The following is a 15,421-nucleotide window of genomic DNA, read 5'->3' as shown; positions in this document are numbered from 1 at the left end:
AAACCCAGGTCAGACGCTTCTGGCCTGGGTTTTTAACGTGTACCGAGGCCGGTCAGCGCCCCGTCCGTCAGTCGGTACACCGTCCATTCGTCCTGCGGACGCGCCCCCAGTGACTCGTAGAAGGCGATCGACGGTGCGTTCCAGTTCAGGACCGACCACTCCAGGCGCTCGTAGCCCCGCTCCACGCAGATCCGGGCGAGTTCGGCCAGCAGGGCCCTGCCGTGGCCGGCGCCGCGGGCCTTCGGGCGTACGTAGAGGTCTTCCAGGTAGATGCCGTGGACGCCGCGCCAGGTGGAGAAGTTGAGGAACCAGACCGAGTAGCCGACCGGCTCCCCTGTCGTGTCGTCCTCCGCGATGTGGGCGAAGGCGGCGGGGCGCGCGCCGAACAGTGCCTCGTGCAGTTGCTCTGGGGTCGCCCGGGCCTCGTGGGGGGCCTTCTCGTAGTCGGCGAGTTCGCGGATCAGGGTGTGGATGAAGGGGATGTCGGCGGGTGTCGCAGTTCGGATCATGGGCGGGAGGCTAGCTTCCGGCCGCCCGCAGCCGACGGGCGATCTCCAGCTGCTCCGGCTCCAGTGGGCGTCCGTCCTCGATCTCCCACAGGCAGTTCTGGAGGACCCGTCCCAGCGTCCACGCACGCGCGCGTGCCCGGTCCAGTGCCAGCACGTCCGTCATCGCGTCGAAGCGCCAGCGCACCTCGTCGGCGTCGAAGCGGTTGGCGATCGCGGGGAGGAGGTCGAAGCCGGGGTCGCCGGCGAGAGGCTTGGGGTCGATGGCGAGCCAGGGCGCGCGGTCGGCGGCGAGGACGTTCTCGTCGTGGAGGTCCCAGTGCAGGAGCCGGTCGCCGGGCTCGTCCACGACGTCCCGTACCGCCGCCGCGCAGTCGGCGACCAGCGCGCGTGCCTCCTCGTCGGGGATCCGTTCCAGCGCCCACGGGGTCTGTTCCAGCATCGCCCCCGCGATGTCCCCGAGCCTGCGCATGCCGTCCGGTGCCGGGAGCCGGGTCAGGTGGGCGAGGAGGCGGGCGATGACCAGGACGCCCTCGCGGGAGTCGGGGAGGTGGGAGAGCATGCGGGCCGGATCGAGGCGTTCCAGGAGCATCGTGCCCGTCGCCGGGTCGTGGTCGAGGAGGTGCACGGCTCCGTCGCCGTCCCAGATCCGCAGCGCGACCGGTTCGCCTTCGCTCTCCTCGTCCAGGAGCTGCAGCTTCAGTACGGCCTCGACGCCGTCCGTACGGCGGATCACCGGCAGGACCAGCGCGGAGACGCCGTGCATCGCCCCGCCGTCCGGCCGTAGCTCCCAGCGTTCCAGGAAGTCCGCGGCCAGTTCCGGCAGTCCGGCGATGAACGACCGCCCCGCCTCGCCGTTGAACTTCTCCTGCGCCGCCGCCAGTCCCTCCGGAATGTCGATCACGGTCCGAGGCTATCGGCGTGGGTAAATCGGCTCATGCGAATTACCCGGGGCTTCCGCGCGGTGTCGGCGTACGTCCGCAGCGCTCCCGGTACCTACGTGTGGCTGGGCATCCTGTTCGTGACGACCGTCGCCCTGCACCACATGTCGCCGGGGTTCGAGGAGGAGTTCCTGCGGCAGCGGTCCACCAACATCCACGAGCTGTCGAGCAATCCGGTCCGGGTGCTGGTCTCCAGTGCGATGTGGATCGACGGCGGGCCCTGGTTGTCGTACGCCGTCCTCTACTCCCTCTTCCACGCGCAGGCCGAGCGCTGGCTCGGTACGGTCCGGTGGCTGGGCGTGTGCGTGGCGGCGCATGTGCTGGCGACGCTGATCAGCGAGGGCGCGCTGCTGTGGGGCATCCGGCACGGGATGGCGCCGGAGTCGGCGGTCAACAGCCTGGACATCGGGGTGAGTTACGCGCTGGCGGGGGTCGTCGCGGTGCTCGTGTACCGGATTCCGCGGGTGTGGCGGTATGTGTACGCCCTCGTCGTGCTCGTCGTCTACGGGGTGCCGCTGGTGACCGGGCGAACCTTCACCGACCTCGGGCACTTCACCGCCGTACTGATCGGATTCGGGTGCTATCCGCTGGTCAGAGGGCGTGCAGGACCACGAGATCCGAAGGAGACAGCGGGTGCTGTGAAGGGCTAACGTCCCGGCCATGAGCAGCTCGGAACGCGCTGTCGTGAACGGCGGCATCTCCTTCTGGTACGCGGACGACGGCCTGCCGGCGGTGCGGGAGCCCCTGGGTGGTGACGCCGGCGCGGACGTCGTGATCGTCGGGGGCGGGTACACGGGTCTGTGGACCGCGTACTACCTGAAGAAGGCGGCGCCCTTCCTGCGGATCACCGTCCTGGAGCAGAAGTTCTGCGGCTATGGCGCCTCCGGCCGCAACGGCGGCTGGCTCTACAACGGCATCGCGGGTCGCGACCGCTACGCCGGACTCCACGGCCACGAGGCCGCCGTACGCCTGCAGAAGGCCATGAACGACACCGTCGACGAGGTCGTGCGCATCGCCGCGGACGAAGGCATCGAGGCCGGCATCCACAAGGGCGGAGTGCTGGAAGTCGCCACCACGCCCGCCCAGTTGGCGCGGCTGAAGGCCTTTCACGAGCACGAGCTGTCGTACGGCGAGAAGGACCGCGAGCTGTACGGCGCCGGTGAGACGGCTGAGCGGATCCGGGTCGCGGACGCGGTCGGTTCGTCGTGGACGCCTCACGGGGCGCGTCTGCATCCGGCGAAGCTGGTGAAGGGGCTCGCGGCGGTGGTCGAGGCGCTGGGAGTGACCATCCACGAGCGGACGCCGGTGACGGAGATCCGTCCCCGGCACGCGGTCACGCCGTACGGCACCGTCCGCGCGCCCTATGTCCTGCGCTGCACCGAGGGCTTCACCGCGAACCTCAAGGGGCAGCGGCGGACCTGGCTGCCGATGAACTCCTCCATGGTGGTCACCGAACCGCTGACCGAGGAGCAGTGGGCGACCGTCGGCTGGGCGGGCCGGGAGGCGCTCGGCGACATGGCACACGCGTACATGTACGCGCAGCGCACCGAGGACGGGCGGATCGCGCTGGGCGGGCGCGGGGTGCCGTACCGCTTCGGGTCGAGGACGGACAACGACGGGCGGACCCAGGACACCACGATCGAGGCGCTGCGGGAGATCCTCGTGCGGTTCTTCCCGTCGCTGGCGGGGGTGCGGATCGAGCATGCCTGGTCGGGGGTGCTGGGGGTGCCGCGGGACTGGTGCGCGACGGTGACGCTGGACCGGACCACGGGGCTGGGCTGGGCCGGTGGGTACGTCGGCTCGGGCGTGGCGACCACGAACCTCGCCGCGCGGACCCTGCGGGACCTGGTGCAGCTGGACTCCGGGCAGGACGGGAGGACCGAGCTGACGGATCTGCCGTGGGTGGGGCACAAGGTGCGGAAGTGGGAGCCGGAGCCGTTGCGGTGGCTGGGGGTGCAGGGGATGTATGCGACGTATCGGGCGGCGGATCGGCGGGAGTTGACGACCCACACGGCCGAATCGTCGAGGCTGGCGAGGGTCGCGGACCGGATCGCCGGGCGTCGTTGACGGACAGGGGGCGGGCGGGTCGCCCCCTGTCCGTTCGGGCCGGCGACTCCCGGGCGGGTCATGGTTCCAGGACGACCTTTCCGGTGGTGCCGCGGGTTTCCAGGGCGCGGTGGGCGGCGGCCGCCTCGGGGAGGGGGAAGCGGTGGACCGCGGGGGTGAGGCGGCCTGCGGCGGCTTCGGCGAGGGCGCGTAGTTCGAGGGTGCGGACGGGGTCGGGGCCGCCGGCCTTCTGCATCATGACGGGGCCGAGCACCTGCTCGGAGACGCCTTCGACGAGGTAGGGCTGTCCGTCGTGGAGGCCTTCGCCGGACCAGCCGAAGACGATGTGTCTGCCGCCGGGGCCGAGGAGTTCGGTGCTGTGGCGGGCCGCCTCGCCGCCGACGCCGTCGAAGACGACGGTGGCCCGGCGTCCGCCGAGGTGGGCGCGGACCTTGTCCGGCCAGGACGGGTCCTTGTAGTCGACGGCGAGGTCGGCGCCGTTGGCCTCGACGCGGGCGACCTTCTCGGGGCCGCCGGCCAGGCCGATGACGGTGGCGCCGGCGTTCTTGGCGTACTGCACGAGGAGGGTGCCGATGCCGCCGGCGGCGGCCGGGATCACGGCGACCGAGTCGGGGCCGAGCTCGGCGAACTGCAGGATCCCCATGGTCGTACGGCCCGTGCCGATCATGGCGACGGCCTCGGCGGCGTCGAGGCCCGCGGGTATCTCGTGGACGCGGTCGACGTCGGTGACGGCGAGTTCGGCGTAGCCTCCGGGGGCGAAGCCGAGGTGGGCGACGACGCGCTTGCCGAGCCAGAGGTGGGCGACGCCCTCGCCGAGGGACTCGACCCTGCCCGCGACCTCGCGGCCGGGGATGGTGGGCAGTTCGGGGAGTGCGGGCAGGGGGCCCTGCATGCCTTCGCGGATGGCGGTGTCCAGGAGGTGGACGCCGGCGGCCTCGACGGCGATACGGACCTGGCCGGGGCCCGGGACGGGGTCCTCGGTCTCCTCGTAGGTGAGGTTCTCGGCCGGGCCGAAGGCGTGCAGTCGGATGGCGTGCATCACGGGCTCCCTTGTCAACTGTCCTCGTCAACTGTCCTCAGGGCGTCCACTCTTCGACCTCAAGCATGCTTGAGGTCAAGTGCGTACCGGCCGAGTGCCAGCGATACGGCGGTGAGGGCGCTGTTGAAGGAGACCTCGGACAGGACGCCGGGGGCGGCGACCTGGTCGCCGGCGAGGTAGACGCCGTCGCCGCGGTCGATGGCGGGGCGGTCGCGCCAGCTGGTGCCGGGGAGGTCGACGGCGCCGGTACGGCCGTTTGCGACGGAGTCGCGGCGCCAGGTGACGCGGTCGCGCCAGCCGTCGTAGGCGAGGTCGAGGAGGTGTTCGGCGCGGGCGATGCCGTCGGCCTTCGACTCGTGCGGGGCGATGGGGATCTGGCCCTGGATCAGCTGTTCGCCGGCGGGGGCGAGGGTGCGGTCCTGGGCGGTGAAGCGTTCGATCCAGCCGGGGGCGTCTAGGTCGGAGACGGCGAAGGCGTCGCCGCGGCGAGTGCGCAGGGCGAGGTCGATGAGGGTGGTCCGGCCGCTGTTCCAGGTGAGGGAGTCGTCGGCGAGGAGACGGCGGGCGGCGTCGAGGGAGGTGGCGACCACTACGGGGGTGTCGGTGGGGAGCACGTCGATCCGCGACAGGGTCTCCATCCGTACGCCGAGGTTCCAGGCCCGGGCGGCCATGCGGTCGATGACGGTGGCCCAGCCGCCGCGCGGGTAGTGCGCCTCGGGCGGCAGCTTGGTGGCGCGGCGCAGGCGTTCCTGGACGAACGCGGCGGACAGGGCGCCGGGGTCGTGGTGGAAGAGGGCGACGGCGGAGTAGTGAGCGGCCGCTCGGGCGCCCTCCTCGCCGGCGATGTCGGTGGCCCAGGTCAGGAAGTCGGTGTCGACGGGGGCCTGGGGGAGGCCGGGGCGCAGCAGTTTGAGCATCGCGAAGGGCGGGGTGCGGCGCAGGGTGTCGTGGTGTTTGAGGCGCAGGCGGGCGGCCTCCAGGGCGGGGAGCGGGGCGAGGGGGCCGATGAGGTCGCGCTGCTTGAGCCAGGACCAGTGCGGGCCGCCGTTGTAGAGGGCGTGCGGGCCGTCGTTCGTCCGGTACGGGCCTTCGGCGGTCCTCGCGCGGCCGCCGAGCGTGTGGTGGGCCTCATGCATGGTGACCTTGGCGCCCGCCTCGGCGGCGGTGATGGCCGCGGTGAGTCCGGCGAAGCCGCCGCCGATGACGGTGATGCGGTGCATGGCTGGGGGTCTCCCTCGGGTCGCTTGCGTGGTGGGTTGCCGGAGTGGCTTTCCGGGGTGGCTTTCCGGGGTGGCTTTCCGTGGCGGGTTTCCGTGCCGGGCCGCCTTCGTGAGTACGACGGGTCGAGGGGGGCCGAGTGTGACATCGGGGGTGTCTTCGCAGGTCAGGACGTTTGTCCCGGGGCGTTGTCAGTGGTGGGGTGCAGCATGGGGGCATGGCGAGGAGAGCGGCAGGCGGGACGGGTGGTTCCGGCGGTATCGGTGGGTCCGGTGGTTCTGGCGGGCCCGGGGTGAAGGGGGCGCGGCGGCCGGAGCTGCGGTTGCCGCCGCTGGTGCCGTACGGAGGCGGGGGGCTGGAGCCGGACGGGGACTACGACGGGGTGGAGTTCGTCGAGGCGGACTTCGTGGGGCAGGACGCCTCGGGGGCCCGGTTCATGGACTGCGCGCTCACGGGGTGCGCGCTGGACGAGACACGGCTGCGCAACGCGCGCTTCCTGGACTCGGTTCTCACGGGGGTGCGGGGCGTGGGGACCGACCTGTCCGACGCGACCGTGCGGGACGTGGAGCTGGTCGATGCCCGGCTGGGGGGCGTGCAGTTGCACGGTGCGGCCCTTGAGCGGGTCGTGATCCGCGGCGGCAAGATCGACTACCTGAACCTGCGCTCGGCCACCCTGCGGGACGTCGTCTTCGAGGGCTGCGTCCTCGTCGAGCCGGACTTCGGCGGGGCCCGGCTGGAGCGGGTGGAGTTCGTGGACTGTGCGCTGAAGCGGGCGGACCTGAGCGGGGCGACGCTGGTGGACGTGGATCTGCGGGGGGCGGCGGAGGTGGATGTCGCGCGGGGGGTCGAGCGGCTCGCGGGAGCGGTGATCAGCATGGGGCAACTGCTGGATCTGGCGCCGGTGTTGGCGGTTCAGATGGGGATTCGGGTGGAGGGCTGACGGGGTGGGGACCTTCTACGGCAATGTCCTGGTCGCGCGTGAGTGCGCCGAGGTGGTGCCGCTGCTGGCGGGGGCGACGGGACGGGACGGCGGGGTGCTGCGGGGGTATGCGGTGCCGGCGGGGCCGGGGCGCACGGTGGTCTTTCCGGACCCCGAGACCGATGCGATCGACGTCGCGGGACCGCTGAGCCGACTGCTGGGCGCGGCGACGCTGAGCTCGTACGTCCATGACTCGGATGTGCTGGACATGCGGGTGTTCGAGGGCGGGGAGGAGCGGCACTTCTACGACTCGTATCCCGGGTACTTCGACGCGGCCGAGACCGACGAGAACGGCGACCTCGTGCAGGACGACGAGGACGACGAGGACTTCGCGTACCCCGACCCTGTCGGTGCCGACCCCGAGGCCTTCGTGCCGTTCGCGGTCGAGCCCGTGGACTCCGGAGTGCTGGAGTCCGCCCTGCGGGGCATACCCGTCGATCCGGAGGACGGGGAGAACGGGCGGTATGTGTTCGCGGACGATCAGCACTACGACGTGATGGAGGCGCTCGGGCTGGATGGTCGGCGACTGAGCACGGGGTACACCTATCTCTCCCGGGGAGCGCTGCCTGAGGGGCTGCCACTGGCGGAGCTGATGGTGTTCGGCGGGGCGTGTTTCAGCGCCGCCGGGGAGTGAGGGGCCGGTCGGCGGGGGGACTCCGGGGCCGCTGTCGGGCTCCGGGGTCGCTACCGGACTCCGGGGTCGCTACTGCACTCTGAGGTCGCTACCGGACCCTGGGGAAGCGGGCCTGCAAGGTCCAGATCGCCGGGTTGTCCGCGAGGTCCTCGTGCAGGTCGCACAGGTCGGCGATCAGGTCGTGGAGGAAGTCGCGGGCCTCACGGCGGAGTTCGGAGTGGGAGAAGGTGAGGGGCGGTTCGTCACCCGGCATCCAGTCGGACTCGATGTCGACCCAGCCGAAGCGGCGCTCGAAGAGCATGCGGTCGGTGGACTCGGTGAAGTCGAGTTCCGCGTGCTGGGGGCGGGAGGCCCGGGAGCCGGCCGGGTCGCGGTCGAGGCGTTCCACGATGTCGCACAGCGCCCACGCGAAGTCGAGCACCGGCACCCATCCCCAGGCTGTGGACAGTTCCCGGTCCGCCTTGGTGTCGGCGAGATAGACGTCACCGCAGAACAGGTCGTGGCGCAGGGCGTGGACGTCCACGCGGCGGTAGTCCGTCTGGGGCGGGTCGGGAAAGCGGTTGGAGAGGGCGTAGCCGATGTCGAGCACGTACGTGATGGTGTCACGGCGGGGAAGGCGGTACGGACGTCGTGGCTGCTCCCCGCCCTGCCCCCCCGCCCTAGGATCACTGTCATGTCCCGATCCGTGCGCCTTGTCCCGGCCTGCGCCTCGCCCCTCCTCACCCTCCTCCTCGCCCTCGCCCTCACGGCGTGCAGCGGCAGCGGAGGCGGTGGTGTGCAGGGCACGCCCGGCGGTTCCGGTGTGCGGGACCCGTACTTCCCGAAGGCGGGCAACGGCGGGTACGACGTCGGCCACTACGCGCTGCGGCTGGACTACGAGCCCGACGACGAGCACCTGTCCGGGACGGCGGTCCTCACCGCCCGCGCCACCCAGGACCTGTCCGCCTTCGACCTGGACCTGATGGGGCTGGACGTCGAGGAGGTCACGGTGGAGGGCGAGACCGCTCGCTGGAACCGCAACGGACAGGAACTGACCGTCCGTCCGGCGGACGAACTCGACGACGGTGAGACGTTCGAGGCGCGGATCCGCTACTCCGGTACCCCGCAGACCATCACCGACCCCGACGGCTCCGAGGAGGGCTGGCTGCCCACGGAGGACGGCGCGGTCGGGCTCGGCGAGCCGACGGGGTCCATGGCCTGGTTCCCCGGCAACCACCACCCCTCGGACAAGGCGACGTACGACATCGAGGTCACCGTGCCGGAGGGCCTGGAGGCGGTGTCCAACGGGGAGTCGGCGGGGGAGAGGGCCGCCGGTGAGGGACGCAGGACCTTCACCTGGCGCACCACCGAGCCGATGGCGAGTTACGTCGCCACGCTCGCCGTCGGCGACTACGACATCCGTCGCTCCACCGCCGGTGACCTGCCGGTGTACACGGCCGTCGCCGACGGGCAGGGGGAGGCGAGCGCGCAGGTGCTGGCCCGGTTGCCGGAGGTCATGGAGTGGGCGGAGACCAACTTCGGCCCGTACCCCTTCGCCTCCACCGGTGCGATCGTCGGCGGCGAGGAGGACGCCGGGTACGCACTGGAGACACAGAACCGGCCCTTCTTCCCGGGCGCCCCCGACACCGGGCTCCTCGTCCATGAGATCGCGCACCAGTGGTTCGGGAACTCCGTCACGCCCAGGACCTGGCAGGACATGTGGCTCAACGAGGGGTTCGCGACCTACGCGGAGTGGCTGTGGGAGGAGGACACGGGCGGCGACAGCGCCCAGGAGACCTTCGACGAGCTCTACGACCACGGCGAGGACACCTACGAGGACCTCTGGTCCTTCCCGCCGGCGAAGCCGACCGGCGCGGCGCACATCTCCGACGAGGGGCCGGTCTACCAGCGTGCCGCGATGGTCGTCCACAAGATCCGCCAGACCGTCGGCGACGACACCTTCTACGACATCGTCCAGGGCTGGACGGCCACCCACCGCCACGGCAACGCGGACACCGCCGACTTCACGGCATACGTGGAGAAGCAGGCGCCGGACGAGGAGTTCGGGGTCATCTGGGAGGAGTGGCTGTACGGGAAGGGAAAGCCGGAGCAGCGCTGAACCCGGCGGAAAGGGCGGCCGAGGAGGGGACAGATCGGTGATCGGCAGATCTGTTCCACCCTCAGACAGCAAAACCGCAGGTGAGCCAAGACCCAGCGTGGAACAGATCTGCCAATCACCGGCTTTGCGGCCCCCCTGCCGGGTCAGGTGGGGCGGGTGAGGTCGTGGCGCATGGCCTCGCGGGCGGTGGTGACCGTGCGGGTGTGGGCGCGGCGGGCCTCCTTGTAGGCGGTGGAGGCGAGGGGGTTGCCCGCGGCGAGCACGTCGCGCAGTTCCCGCAGGCTCAGATACGCGTCCTCGATCGTCGCGGCCAGCTCGGGCGGTACGCAGATCAGGGCCGTCTCGCGGGCCTCGTTGCAGCCCGACTCGCGGAACGCCTCCCTCACGGCCGCGTCGACGGCGGCCGCCTCCCGCTGCTGGTCGCCGGTGGCGACGGCGCGCATGGACTCGTGGGCCTGGCGGAAGGTGGTCAGGCAGGCGACGTATATCTCCTTGCGTTCCTGACGGGCCTGGTCGGCCGTGTCGCGGCGCCAGCGGGCGCGGTCCGCGAGGAGCGTCGAGCCGACACCGACGAGCGCGCCGAGGCCGGTGCCGGCGAGGGTCGTCCATTCCATCGGGTTCAGGCTCCCGCTTCCCACGCGTCGAGCAGCCGGGCGAGCTGGGACGGCCAGACGGGTTCGTGCGCCTCCGTGATGTCCTGTCGTGTCCACCAGCGCCAGCCGAGGATGCCGTCGGTGGCGTGGGCGTCGGCGAGGTGGGGGCCGGCGGGGTCGCGGTGGGGGCCCTGGGTGACGTAGATGTGCTCGTGCTGGTGGATGGGGGTGCCGGAGGAGACGAAGTCGATCTCCCACTCGCCGAGCAGCGGCCCCGGCTTCAGATCCGTCCAGCCCGTCTCTTCGTGCAGTTCGCGCAGGGCGCCCTCGTACGGGCTCTCGTCCGCCTCCAGTCCGCCGCCGGGCAGGGCCCAGTGGACGCCGGCCTCGACGTTGTCGTACCGGAAGAGGAAGACCGCGCCCTCGGGGTCGACCACGGCGACCCGGGCGGCTCGGCGGGGTGTGCGCAGCACCTTGCGCAGGACCGCGCAGGGGCGGCTGTGCCCGCGGTCCTCGCGGTGGTCGATCACCTCGTAGCCGAGGGAGGTCCAGAAGGCGAGGCCCTCGGGGTTGGCGTCGAGGACGGCGAGGCGTACGGCGCTGCGGCCGGCCTCGCGGAAACGGTCCTCGACGAGGGAGGCCAACCGGCGTCCGTATCCCTGCCGTTGGGTGCTCGCGTCGACCATCAGCAGCCCGATCCAGGGGTCCGGGTCGGCCGGATCCGGATGGTGCGCGAGGGTGATCACGACCCCGACGAGCCGCCCCTCGCTGCGGGCGAGCAGCACCTCGGCGTCCGGCTCCGCGAGGTCGTCGGCCAGTGCCGCCGCCACCTGCTCCGGGCGCACGTCGTCCGGGTCCGGAAAGTCACCGCTGAGCGCGTGGAACTCCCGGTTGGAGGCGTACAGCGCGGTGAGCTCGGTGAGGAGGGGAGCCGGGATGTCGTGGTCGGGGGTGAGGGGGAGGGGGGCGAGGATCATGCGGGGCAACTTAGCGCGGGGCCTTCGGCCGTGGGGTGTGGTCGGGGGCATTGGCGGGAGGGGGGGGACAGGCACCCCCTGCCGGGAACGCAGCAACCGTCTCCCGGAAACGCAGCAACCGTCTCCCGGAAACGCCCGAACCCTCCCCGGAAACGCCCGAACCCTCCCCGGAAACGCAGCCACCCTCCCCCGGGAACGCCGGAACCCCCGGCCGGAGCCAGGGGTTCCTGTGGCGCGGTGTCCGTCAGACGTTGACGCCGAAGTCCTGGGCGATCCCCACCAGACCCGAGGCGTAGCCCTGGCCGACGGCGCGGAACTTCCACTCGGCGCCGTTGCGGTAGAGCTCGCCGAAGACCATGGCGGTCTCGGTGGCGGCGTCCTCGGAGAGGTCGTAGCGGGCGATCTCGGCGCCGCCGGCCTGGTTGATGATGCGGATGTAGGCGTTGCGGACCTGGCCGAAGTTCTGCGAGCGGTTCTCCGCGTCGTAGATCGAGACCGGGAAGACGATCTTGTCGATGTCGGCCGGAAGGCCGGCCAGGTTGACGTTGATCGCCTCGTCGTCGCCCGCGCCCTCACCGGTGCGGTTGTCACCGGTGTGGACGATGGTGTTGTCCGGGGTCTGCTTGTTGTTGAAGAAGACGAAGTGGGCGTCGGAGTAGACCTTGCCCTGGTTGTTGACCGCGATCGCGGACGCGTCGAGGTCGAAGTCCGTGCCGGTGGTGGTGCGGACGTCCCAGCCCAGGCCCACGGTGACGGCGGTCAGGCCCGGAGCCTCCTTGGTGAGCGAGACGTTGCCACCCTTGGACAGGCTTACAGCCATGGTTGGGATTCCTTCCCTCGTTATGCAGTGCAGGTGCACGGGCAGTGCGGCTCGAAGCTACATCTACCCCCATGAACGCGGTGAGGGGTAGCGAAGGTTCCAGGTGTCTTTACTTTCTTTACCGAGCGATATTCGCGTGACGTGAACCGGACAGCCGCGCGACCATAGGGGCATGTCCGGTCCTCACGTCATCCGTGGCTCCGTCTCGCTTCCCGAGGCCGAGCTCATGTGGCGTTTCTCGCGGTCGTCCGGACCGGGCGGCCAGCACGTCAACACCAGCGACTCCCAGGTGGAGCTCCGCTTCGACCTGGCGAAGACGGAATCCCTGCCCGACGTGTGGAAGCAGCGGGCGCTGGAGCGGCTGGCCGGACGGCTCGTCGACGGTGTCGTCACCGTCCGCGCCTCCGAGCACCGTTCCCAGTGGCGCAACCGGGAGACCGCGGCGGTACGGCTCGCCGCGCTCCTCGCCGAAGCGACCGCCCCGCCCCCTAAGCCCCGCAAGCCCACCCGCATCCCGCGCGGCATCAACGAGCGCCGGTTGCGGGAGAAGAAGCAGCGCGCGGAGACCAAGCGGGGCCGGACGGGCCGCGACTGGGGTTAGGGCCGCCGGGCCGCCGGGGGCGCATGCGGCTCCGCCGCGCGGGTGCGGCCGGCCGGCCGACCGTCACGGACCGCTGTCACATCCGAACCGTCCCATCCGTCAACACCTCGACATCGCCCGGCGACGAGAGGTCCGAGACCGATGAGCGAGAACGAGTTCCTTGCCCGGCGCTTCGAGGAGCACCGGGGGCGGTTGCGGGCCGTGGCCCACCGGATGCTCGGGTCGGTGGCGGAGGCGGACGACGCGGTGCAGGAGGCGTGGTTCCGGCTGAGTCGCTCCGACACCCGGGAAGTGGGGAACCTCGGCGGATGGCTGACGACCGTCGTCGGACGGGTCTGCCTGGACATGCTGCGCTCGCGCAAGTCCCGGGCCGAGCAGCCGCTGGAGCCCGACGTTCCCGTGCCGGCCGCCGTCCCCGGCCCCGAGCAGGACGTGCTGCTCGCCGACTCGGTCGGCGCCGCGCTGCTCGTCGTACTGGAGACGCTGACGCCCGCCGAGCGGCTCGCGTTCGTGCTGCACGATCTGTTCGCGGTGCCGTACGACGATGTCGCGACCGTGGTGGGGCGTACGCCCACCGCCGCGCGGCAACTGGCCAGCCGGGCGCGGCGGCGGGTGCAGGGGGCGCCCGAGCCCGATGTGGATCTCGTCCGGCAGCGGGAGGTCGTGGACGCCTTTCTGGCCGCCGCGCGCGAGGGGGACTTCGGGGCGCTGGTGGCGGTGCTCGACCCGGACGTCGTGGCGCGCACCGAGGCCGGGATCGTGGCGGGGGCGCTTGCGGTGGCGAAGGGCGCGTCCGGTTACTCCCGGCTCGCGGCGCTCGCGCGGCCCGTTCTGGTCGACGGGGCGACGGGGATCGCCGTACTCGTCGACGGGCGGGTGGACCGGGTGCTGGCCTTCACGTTCGTACGGGACCGGATCGCCGTCATCGACATCACGACCGAGCCCGCGCGCGTGGCCGGGCTCGACGTGGAGTTCCTGGGATCTACGTCTACGTGAGGTCCAGCACGCCCACGATCTCGCCCTCGACCACCTCTCCGTTGGGGCGGAAGCCCAGGCCCAGATAGAAGTTCTCGGGGCCGTTCTCGCCCTCGTGCCAGCTGACGTACAGCTCCTTGCCGCCCCGGCGGCGGATCTCGGCCGCGACCGACTCGACGGCGAAGCGGCCGTATCCGCGGCCCTGCTCGCCGTCGGCGATGTTCAGGCGCCACAGGCCGGAGCGGAAGAGGGTGCCGTCCTCGTGCCAGTCGATGTCGAAGAAGGCCATCAGGAAGCCGACGGGGCGGTCGCCGTCGAGGATCAGGCGGGGCCAGGCGGTGGTGGGATGGACGTAGGCCTCGGCCAGTGACTTCACGACCGGTGCGACCGCGAACTCCTGCTCCGGGCGGACCCGTATGGAGAGGGCGGCGTCGAGATTGGTGGGGGTGACTTCTTCGAGGCGGGGGGTCATGGGCGGAGCGTAGGCCTGGCGGTCGGCCGGGGGCGACGGGATTTCGGCGGCGTGGGTGTGGAGCGGCCGGGAGGCGGGGCGGCCAGGGGGTGGGCGGCGAGGTGGGGGGGGGTGCCGTGGCGTCCGAGTGAGGGTGAGGGTGAGGGGGAGGGGGAGGGGGAGGGGGAGCGTGAGGGGATGTCGTGGCTGGTCGCGCCCACGTGGCGGAGCCGCATGCCGGCACAGTCCCGCTCCTGGGTGGGAGGTGCGCAGGCCGTGGCGAGGCCATCCCCGTACCGCGCCCCTGCAGTCGGCTGGTGCTGGTGCCGCGTCCCCGGTGGTCGGCCAGCGCCCGTACCGCGCCCCTGCAGTCGGCCAGTGGACTGGTCCCGCGTCCCGGTAGCCGGCCGGTGCCCGTCCCTCGCCCCCGCGGTCGGTCGCCCGTCCCGCGCCCCACACCCGCCCTCGCCCCCGCCCCCGAACCCCGGAACCCCGCCCCCTGAACTCTGGCTCACGACCCCCGCCCCCCGGACCCCGCCCCCCGCCCCCCGAACCCCACCCCCCGAACCCCGCCTCACCCCAACTGCCGATACCGCCCCCGGAAGTACGCCAGCGGTCCGCCGTCCGCGCTCGGTACCCCCGCCGTCAGCACCCGTCCGATCACCAGCGTGTGGTCCCCCGCCCGCACCCGCTGCTGCGTCCGGCATTCCAGCGTGGCCAGCGCGCCGCCCACCAGTGCCGCGCCCGTCGCCTCGCCGCGGACGTACGGGATGTCCTCGAAGAGGAGGCGGTCGCTGATGCGGCCCTTCATGGCGAAGCGGCCGGCGATGTGGCGCTGGGACTCGGAGAGGACCGAGACGGCCCAGTGGGGTTGTTCGTCGAGGAGTTCGTCCATGCGGGAGCCCTCGCGGAGGCTGACCAGGACCAGGGGCGGGTCCAGGGAGACCGACATGAACGCGGTGGCGGTCATGCCGACGTCCTCGCCCTTGGGACCGTCGGGGTCGAGCGGGGGCTCGAAGGCGGTCACCAGGACCACACCCGCGGCCAGCCGGGACATGGCGGCGCGGAACTCGTCGTTGCTCACCCCCACAGGATGCCCGGAAGGGGGTGCGGCAGTGATCGGGGAAGTGTTCGGCACGTTCCGGAACGCTAGTGTCCGGCCGGTCCCGTCCGCATCGGACCTCCGCCCGAGCCCGGTCCTAGGACCCGGGACGGACCTCCGACGGACCTCCGACAGACGCCTCCCACGGGCCCCCGACAGGCGCCTCCCACGGGCCCCCGACGGGCCTCCCACACGTCTCCCACAGGCCCCATCTGCGGCCCCCGCATTTCCCCAAAGTTTGTGTTCAGCAAACGCACAGGGAAATCGCAGAAACCCCACTCAATTGTTCATCTTTCGCTGTGACTTGAGTCACAAGGGGCATTAATTGTTGACCCTGTGTACCGAGTGGGCAGCGCGCTGTGATTCAGTGGCGGGGAAGCTGCCAGAACGATACGCCGATCAGAACCCTTGATTCGCTGC

General features: G+C 71.6%; 17 protein-coding genes. 7 read left to right on the top strand and 10 right to left on the bottom strand.

Translation table 11 applies throughout. From position 1 onward, the window contains the following. Positions 1-32: 32 nt before the first annotated feature. Both PH203_RS16350 and PH203_RS16345 read right to left on the bottom strand, forming a co-directional pair. Positions 33-509: a GNAT family N-acetyltransferase gene (locus tag PH203_RS16350; protein WP_289920690.1), complete on the bottom strand. Its 477-nt coding sequence runs from the start codon at positions 507-509 to the stop codon at positions 33-35. Positions 510-519: 10 nt separating this feature from the next. Beyond that, complete coding sequence (locus PH203_RS16345) at positions 520-1,410, bottom strand: aminoglycoside phosphotransferase family protein (RefSeq protein ID WP_289920689.1); 891 nt, start codon at positions 1,408-1,410, stop codon at positions 520-522. Between the two features lie 33 nt (positions 1,411-1,443). Between PH203_RS16345 and PH203_RS16340 the strand changes: the two genes are divergently transcribed. After that, on the top strand, positions 1,444-2,097 hold the full coding sequence (locus tag PH203_RS16340) for a rhomboid-like protein (protein WP_289920688.1): 654 nt from the start codon (positions 1,444-1,446) through the stop codon (positions 2,095-2,097). Between the two features lie 10 nt (positions 2,098-2,107). Next, positions 2,108-3,514, top strand: a complete 1,407-nt coding sequence (locus PH203_RS16335; RefSeq protein ID WP_289920687.1) for an FAD-dependent oxidoreductase — start codon at positions 2,108-2,110, stop codon at positions 3,512-3,514. Between the two features lie 58 nt (positions 3,515-3,572). Here PH203_RS16335 and PH203_RS16330 read toward each other — a convergent pair whose 3' ends face one another. Together PH203_RS16330 and PH203_RS16325 are read right to left on the bottom strand one after the other, a co-directional pair. After that, entirely contained in the window at positions 3,573-4,553 is a 981-nt protein-coding gene (locus PH203_RS16330; RefSeq protein WP_289920686.1) for a zinc-binding dehydrogenase, read from the bottom strand. 59 nt (positions 4,554-4,612) lie between these two features. Beyond that, entirely contained in the window at positions 4,613-5,773 is a 1,161-nt protein-coding gene (locus PH203_RS16325) for an NAD(P)-binding protein (protein ID WP_289920685.1), read from the bottom strand. Positions 5,774-5,988: 215 nt separating this feature from the next. Between PH203_RS16325 and PH203_RS16320 the strand changes: the two genes are divergently transcribed. Beyond that, positions 5,989-6,711 carry a pentapeptide repeat-containing protein gene (locus PH203_RS16320; RefSeq protein WP_289920684.1) on the top strand — a complete coding sequence of 241 codons (723 nt, stop codon included), beginning with the start codon at positions 5,989-5,991 and terminating at the stop codon, positions 6,709-6,711. A 4-nt stretch (positions 6,712-6,715) separates the two neighbouring features. Then, positions 6,716-7,384: a hypothetical protein gene (locus PH203_RS16315; protein ID WP_289920683.1), complete on the top strand. Its 669-nt coding sequence runs from the start codon at positions 6,716-6,718 to the stop codon at positions 7,382-7,384. Between the two features lie 88 nt (positions 7,385-7,472). Here the strand turns inward: PH203_RS16315 and PH203_RS16310 are convergent, their stop codons facing one another. Then, positions 7,473-7,973, bottom strand: coding sequence for a hypothetical protein (locus PH203_RS16310; RefSeq protein WP_289920682.1), 501 nt, complete (start codon positions 7,971-7,973; stop codon positions 7,473-7,475). A gap of 84 nt (positions 7,974-8,057) precedes the next feature. Here PH203_RS16310 and PH203_RS16305 point away from each other — a divergent pair, with 84 nt between their 5' ends. After that, positions 8,058-9,482: a M1 family metallopeptidase gene (locus PH203_RS16305; protein WP_289920681.1), complete on the top strand. Its 1,425-nt coding sequence runs from the start codon at positions 8,058-8,060 to the stop codon at positions 9,480-9,482. A 143-nt stretch (positions 9,483-9,625) separates the two neighbouring features. Here the strand turns inward: PH203_RS16305 and PH203_RS16300 are convergent, their stop codons facing one another. From PH203_RS16300 to PH203_RS16290, 3 genes are all read right to left on the bottom strand, one after another. Next, entirely contained in the window at positions 9,626-10,096 is a 471-nt protein-coding gene (locus PH203_RS16300; protein ID WP_289920680.1) for a hypothetical protein, read from the bottom strand. Between the two features lie 5 nt (positions 10,097-10,101). After that, positions 10,102-11,052 (bottom strand): bifunctional GNAT family N-acetyltransferase/NUDIX hydrolase, encoded by a 951-nt coding sequence (locus tag PH203_RS16295; RefSeq protein WP_289920679.1) that lies wholly within the window; start codon positions 11,050-11,052, stop codon positions 10,102-10,104. Between the two features lie 244 nt (positions 11,053-11,296). Then, positions 11,297-11,872, bottom strand: a complete 576-nt coding sequence (locus tag PH203_RS16290; RefSeq protein ID WP_289920678.1) for a TerD family protein — start codon at positions 11,870-11,872, stop codon at positions 11,297-11,299. A 172-nt stretch (positions 11,873-12,044) separates the two neighbouring features. Between PH203_RS16290 and arfB the strand changes: the two genes are divergently transcribed. Together arfB and PH203_RS16280 are read left to right on the top strand one after the other, a co-directional pair. After that, the gene (gene arfB, locus PH203_RS16285; protein ID WP_289920677.1) at positions 12,045-12,473 is read left to right on the top strand and encodes an alternative ribosome rescue aminoacyl-tRNA hydrolase ArfB; all 429 of its coding nucleotides are present in this window, start codon (positions 12,045-12,047) and stop codon (positions 12,471-12,473) included. Between the two features lie 141 nt (positions 12,474-12,614). Beyond that, positions 12,615-13,469, top strand: coding sequence for a sigma-70 family RNA polymerase sigma factor (locus PH203_RS16280; protein ID WP_289920676.1), 855 nt, complete (start codon positions 12,615-12,617; stop codon positions 13,467-13,469). On the opposite strand, the gene PH203_RS16275 is transcribed toward PH203_RS16280, so the two are convergent. Further along, entirely contained in the window at positions 13,462-13,920 is a 459-nt protein-coding gene (locus PH203_RS16275) for a GNAT family N-acetyltransferase (RefSeq protein WP_289920675.1), read from the bottom strand. The genes PH203_RS16280 and PH203_RS16275 overlap by 8 nt on opposite strands. A gap of 553 nt (positions 13,921-14,473) precedes the next feature. Next, positions 14,474-14,983 carry a flavin reductase family protein gene (locus tag PH203_RS16270; protein WP_354671247.1) on the bottom strand — a complete coding sequence of 170 codons (510 nt, stop codon included), beginning with the start codon at positions 14,981-14,983 and terminating at the stop codon, positions 14,474-14,476. Positions 14,984-15,421: the final 438 nt, after the last annotated feature.

Source organism: Streptomyces sp. S.PB5 (genome assembly GCF_030403745.1).
Lineage (GTDB): Bacteria > Actinomycetota > Actinomycetes > Streptomycetales > Streptomycetaceae > Streptomyces.
The sequence above is the reverse complement of the archived record's forward strand: the minus strand, read 5'-3'. Positions and strand labels throughout refer to the sequence as shown.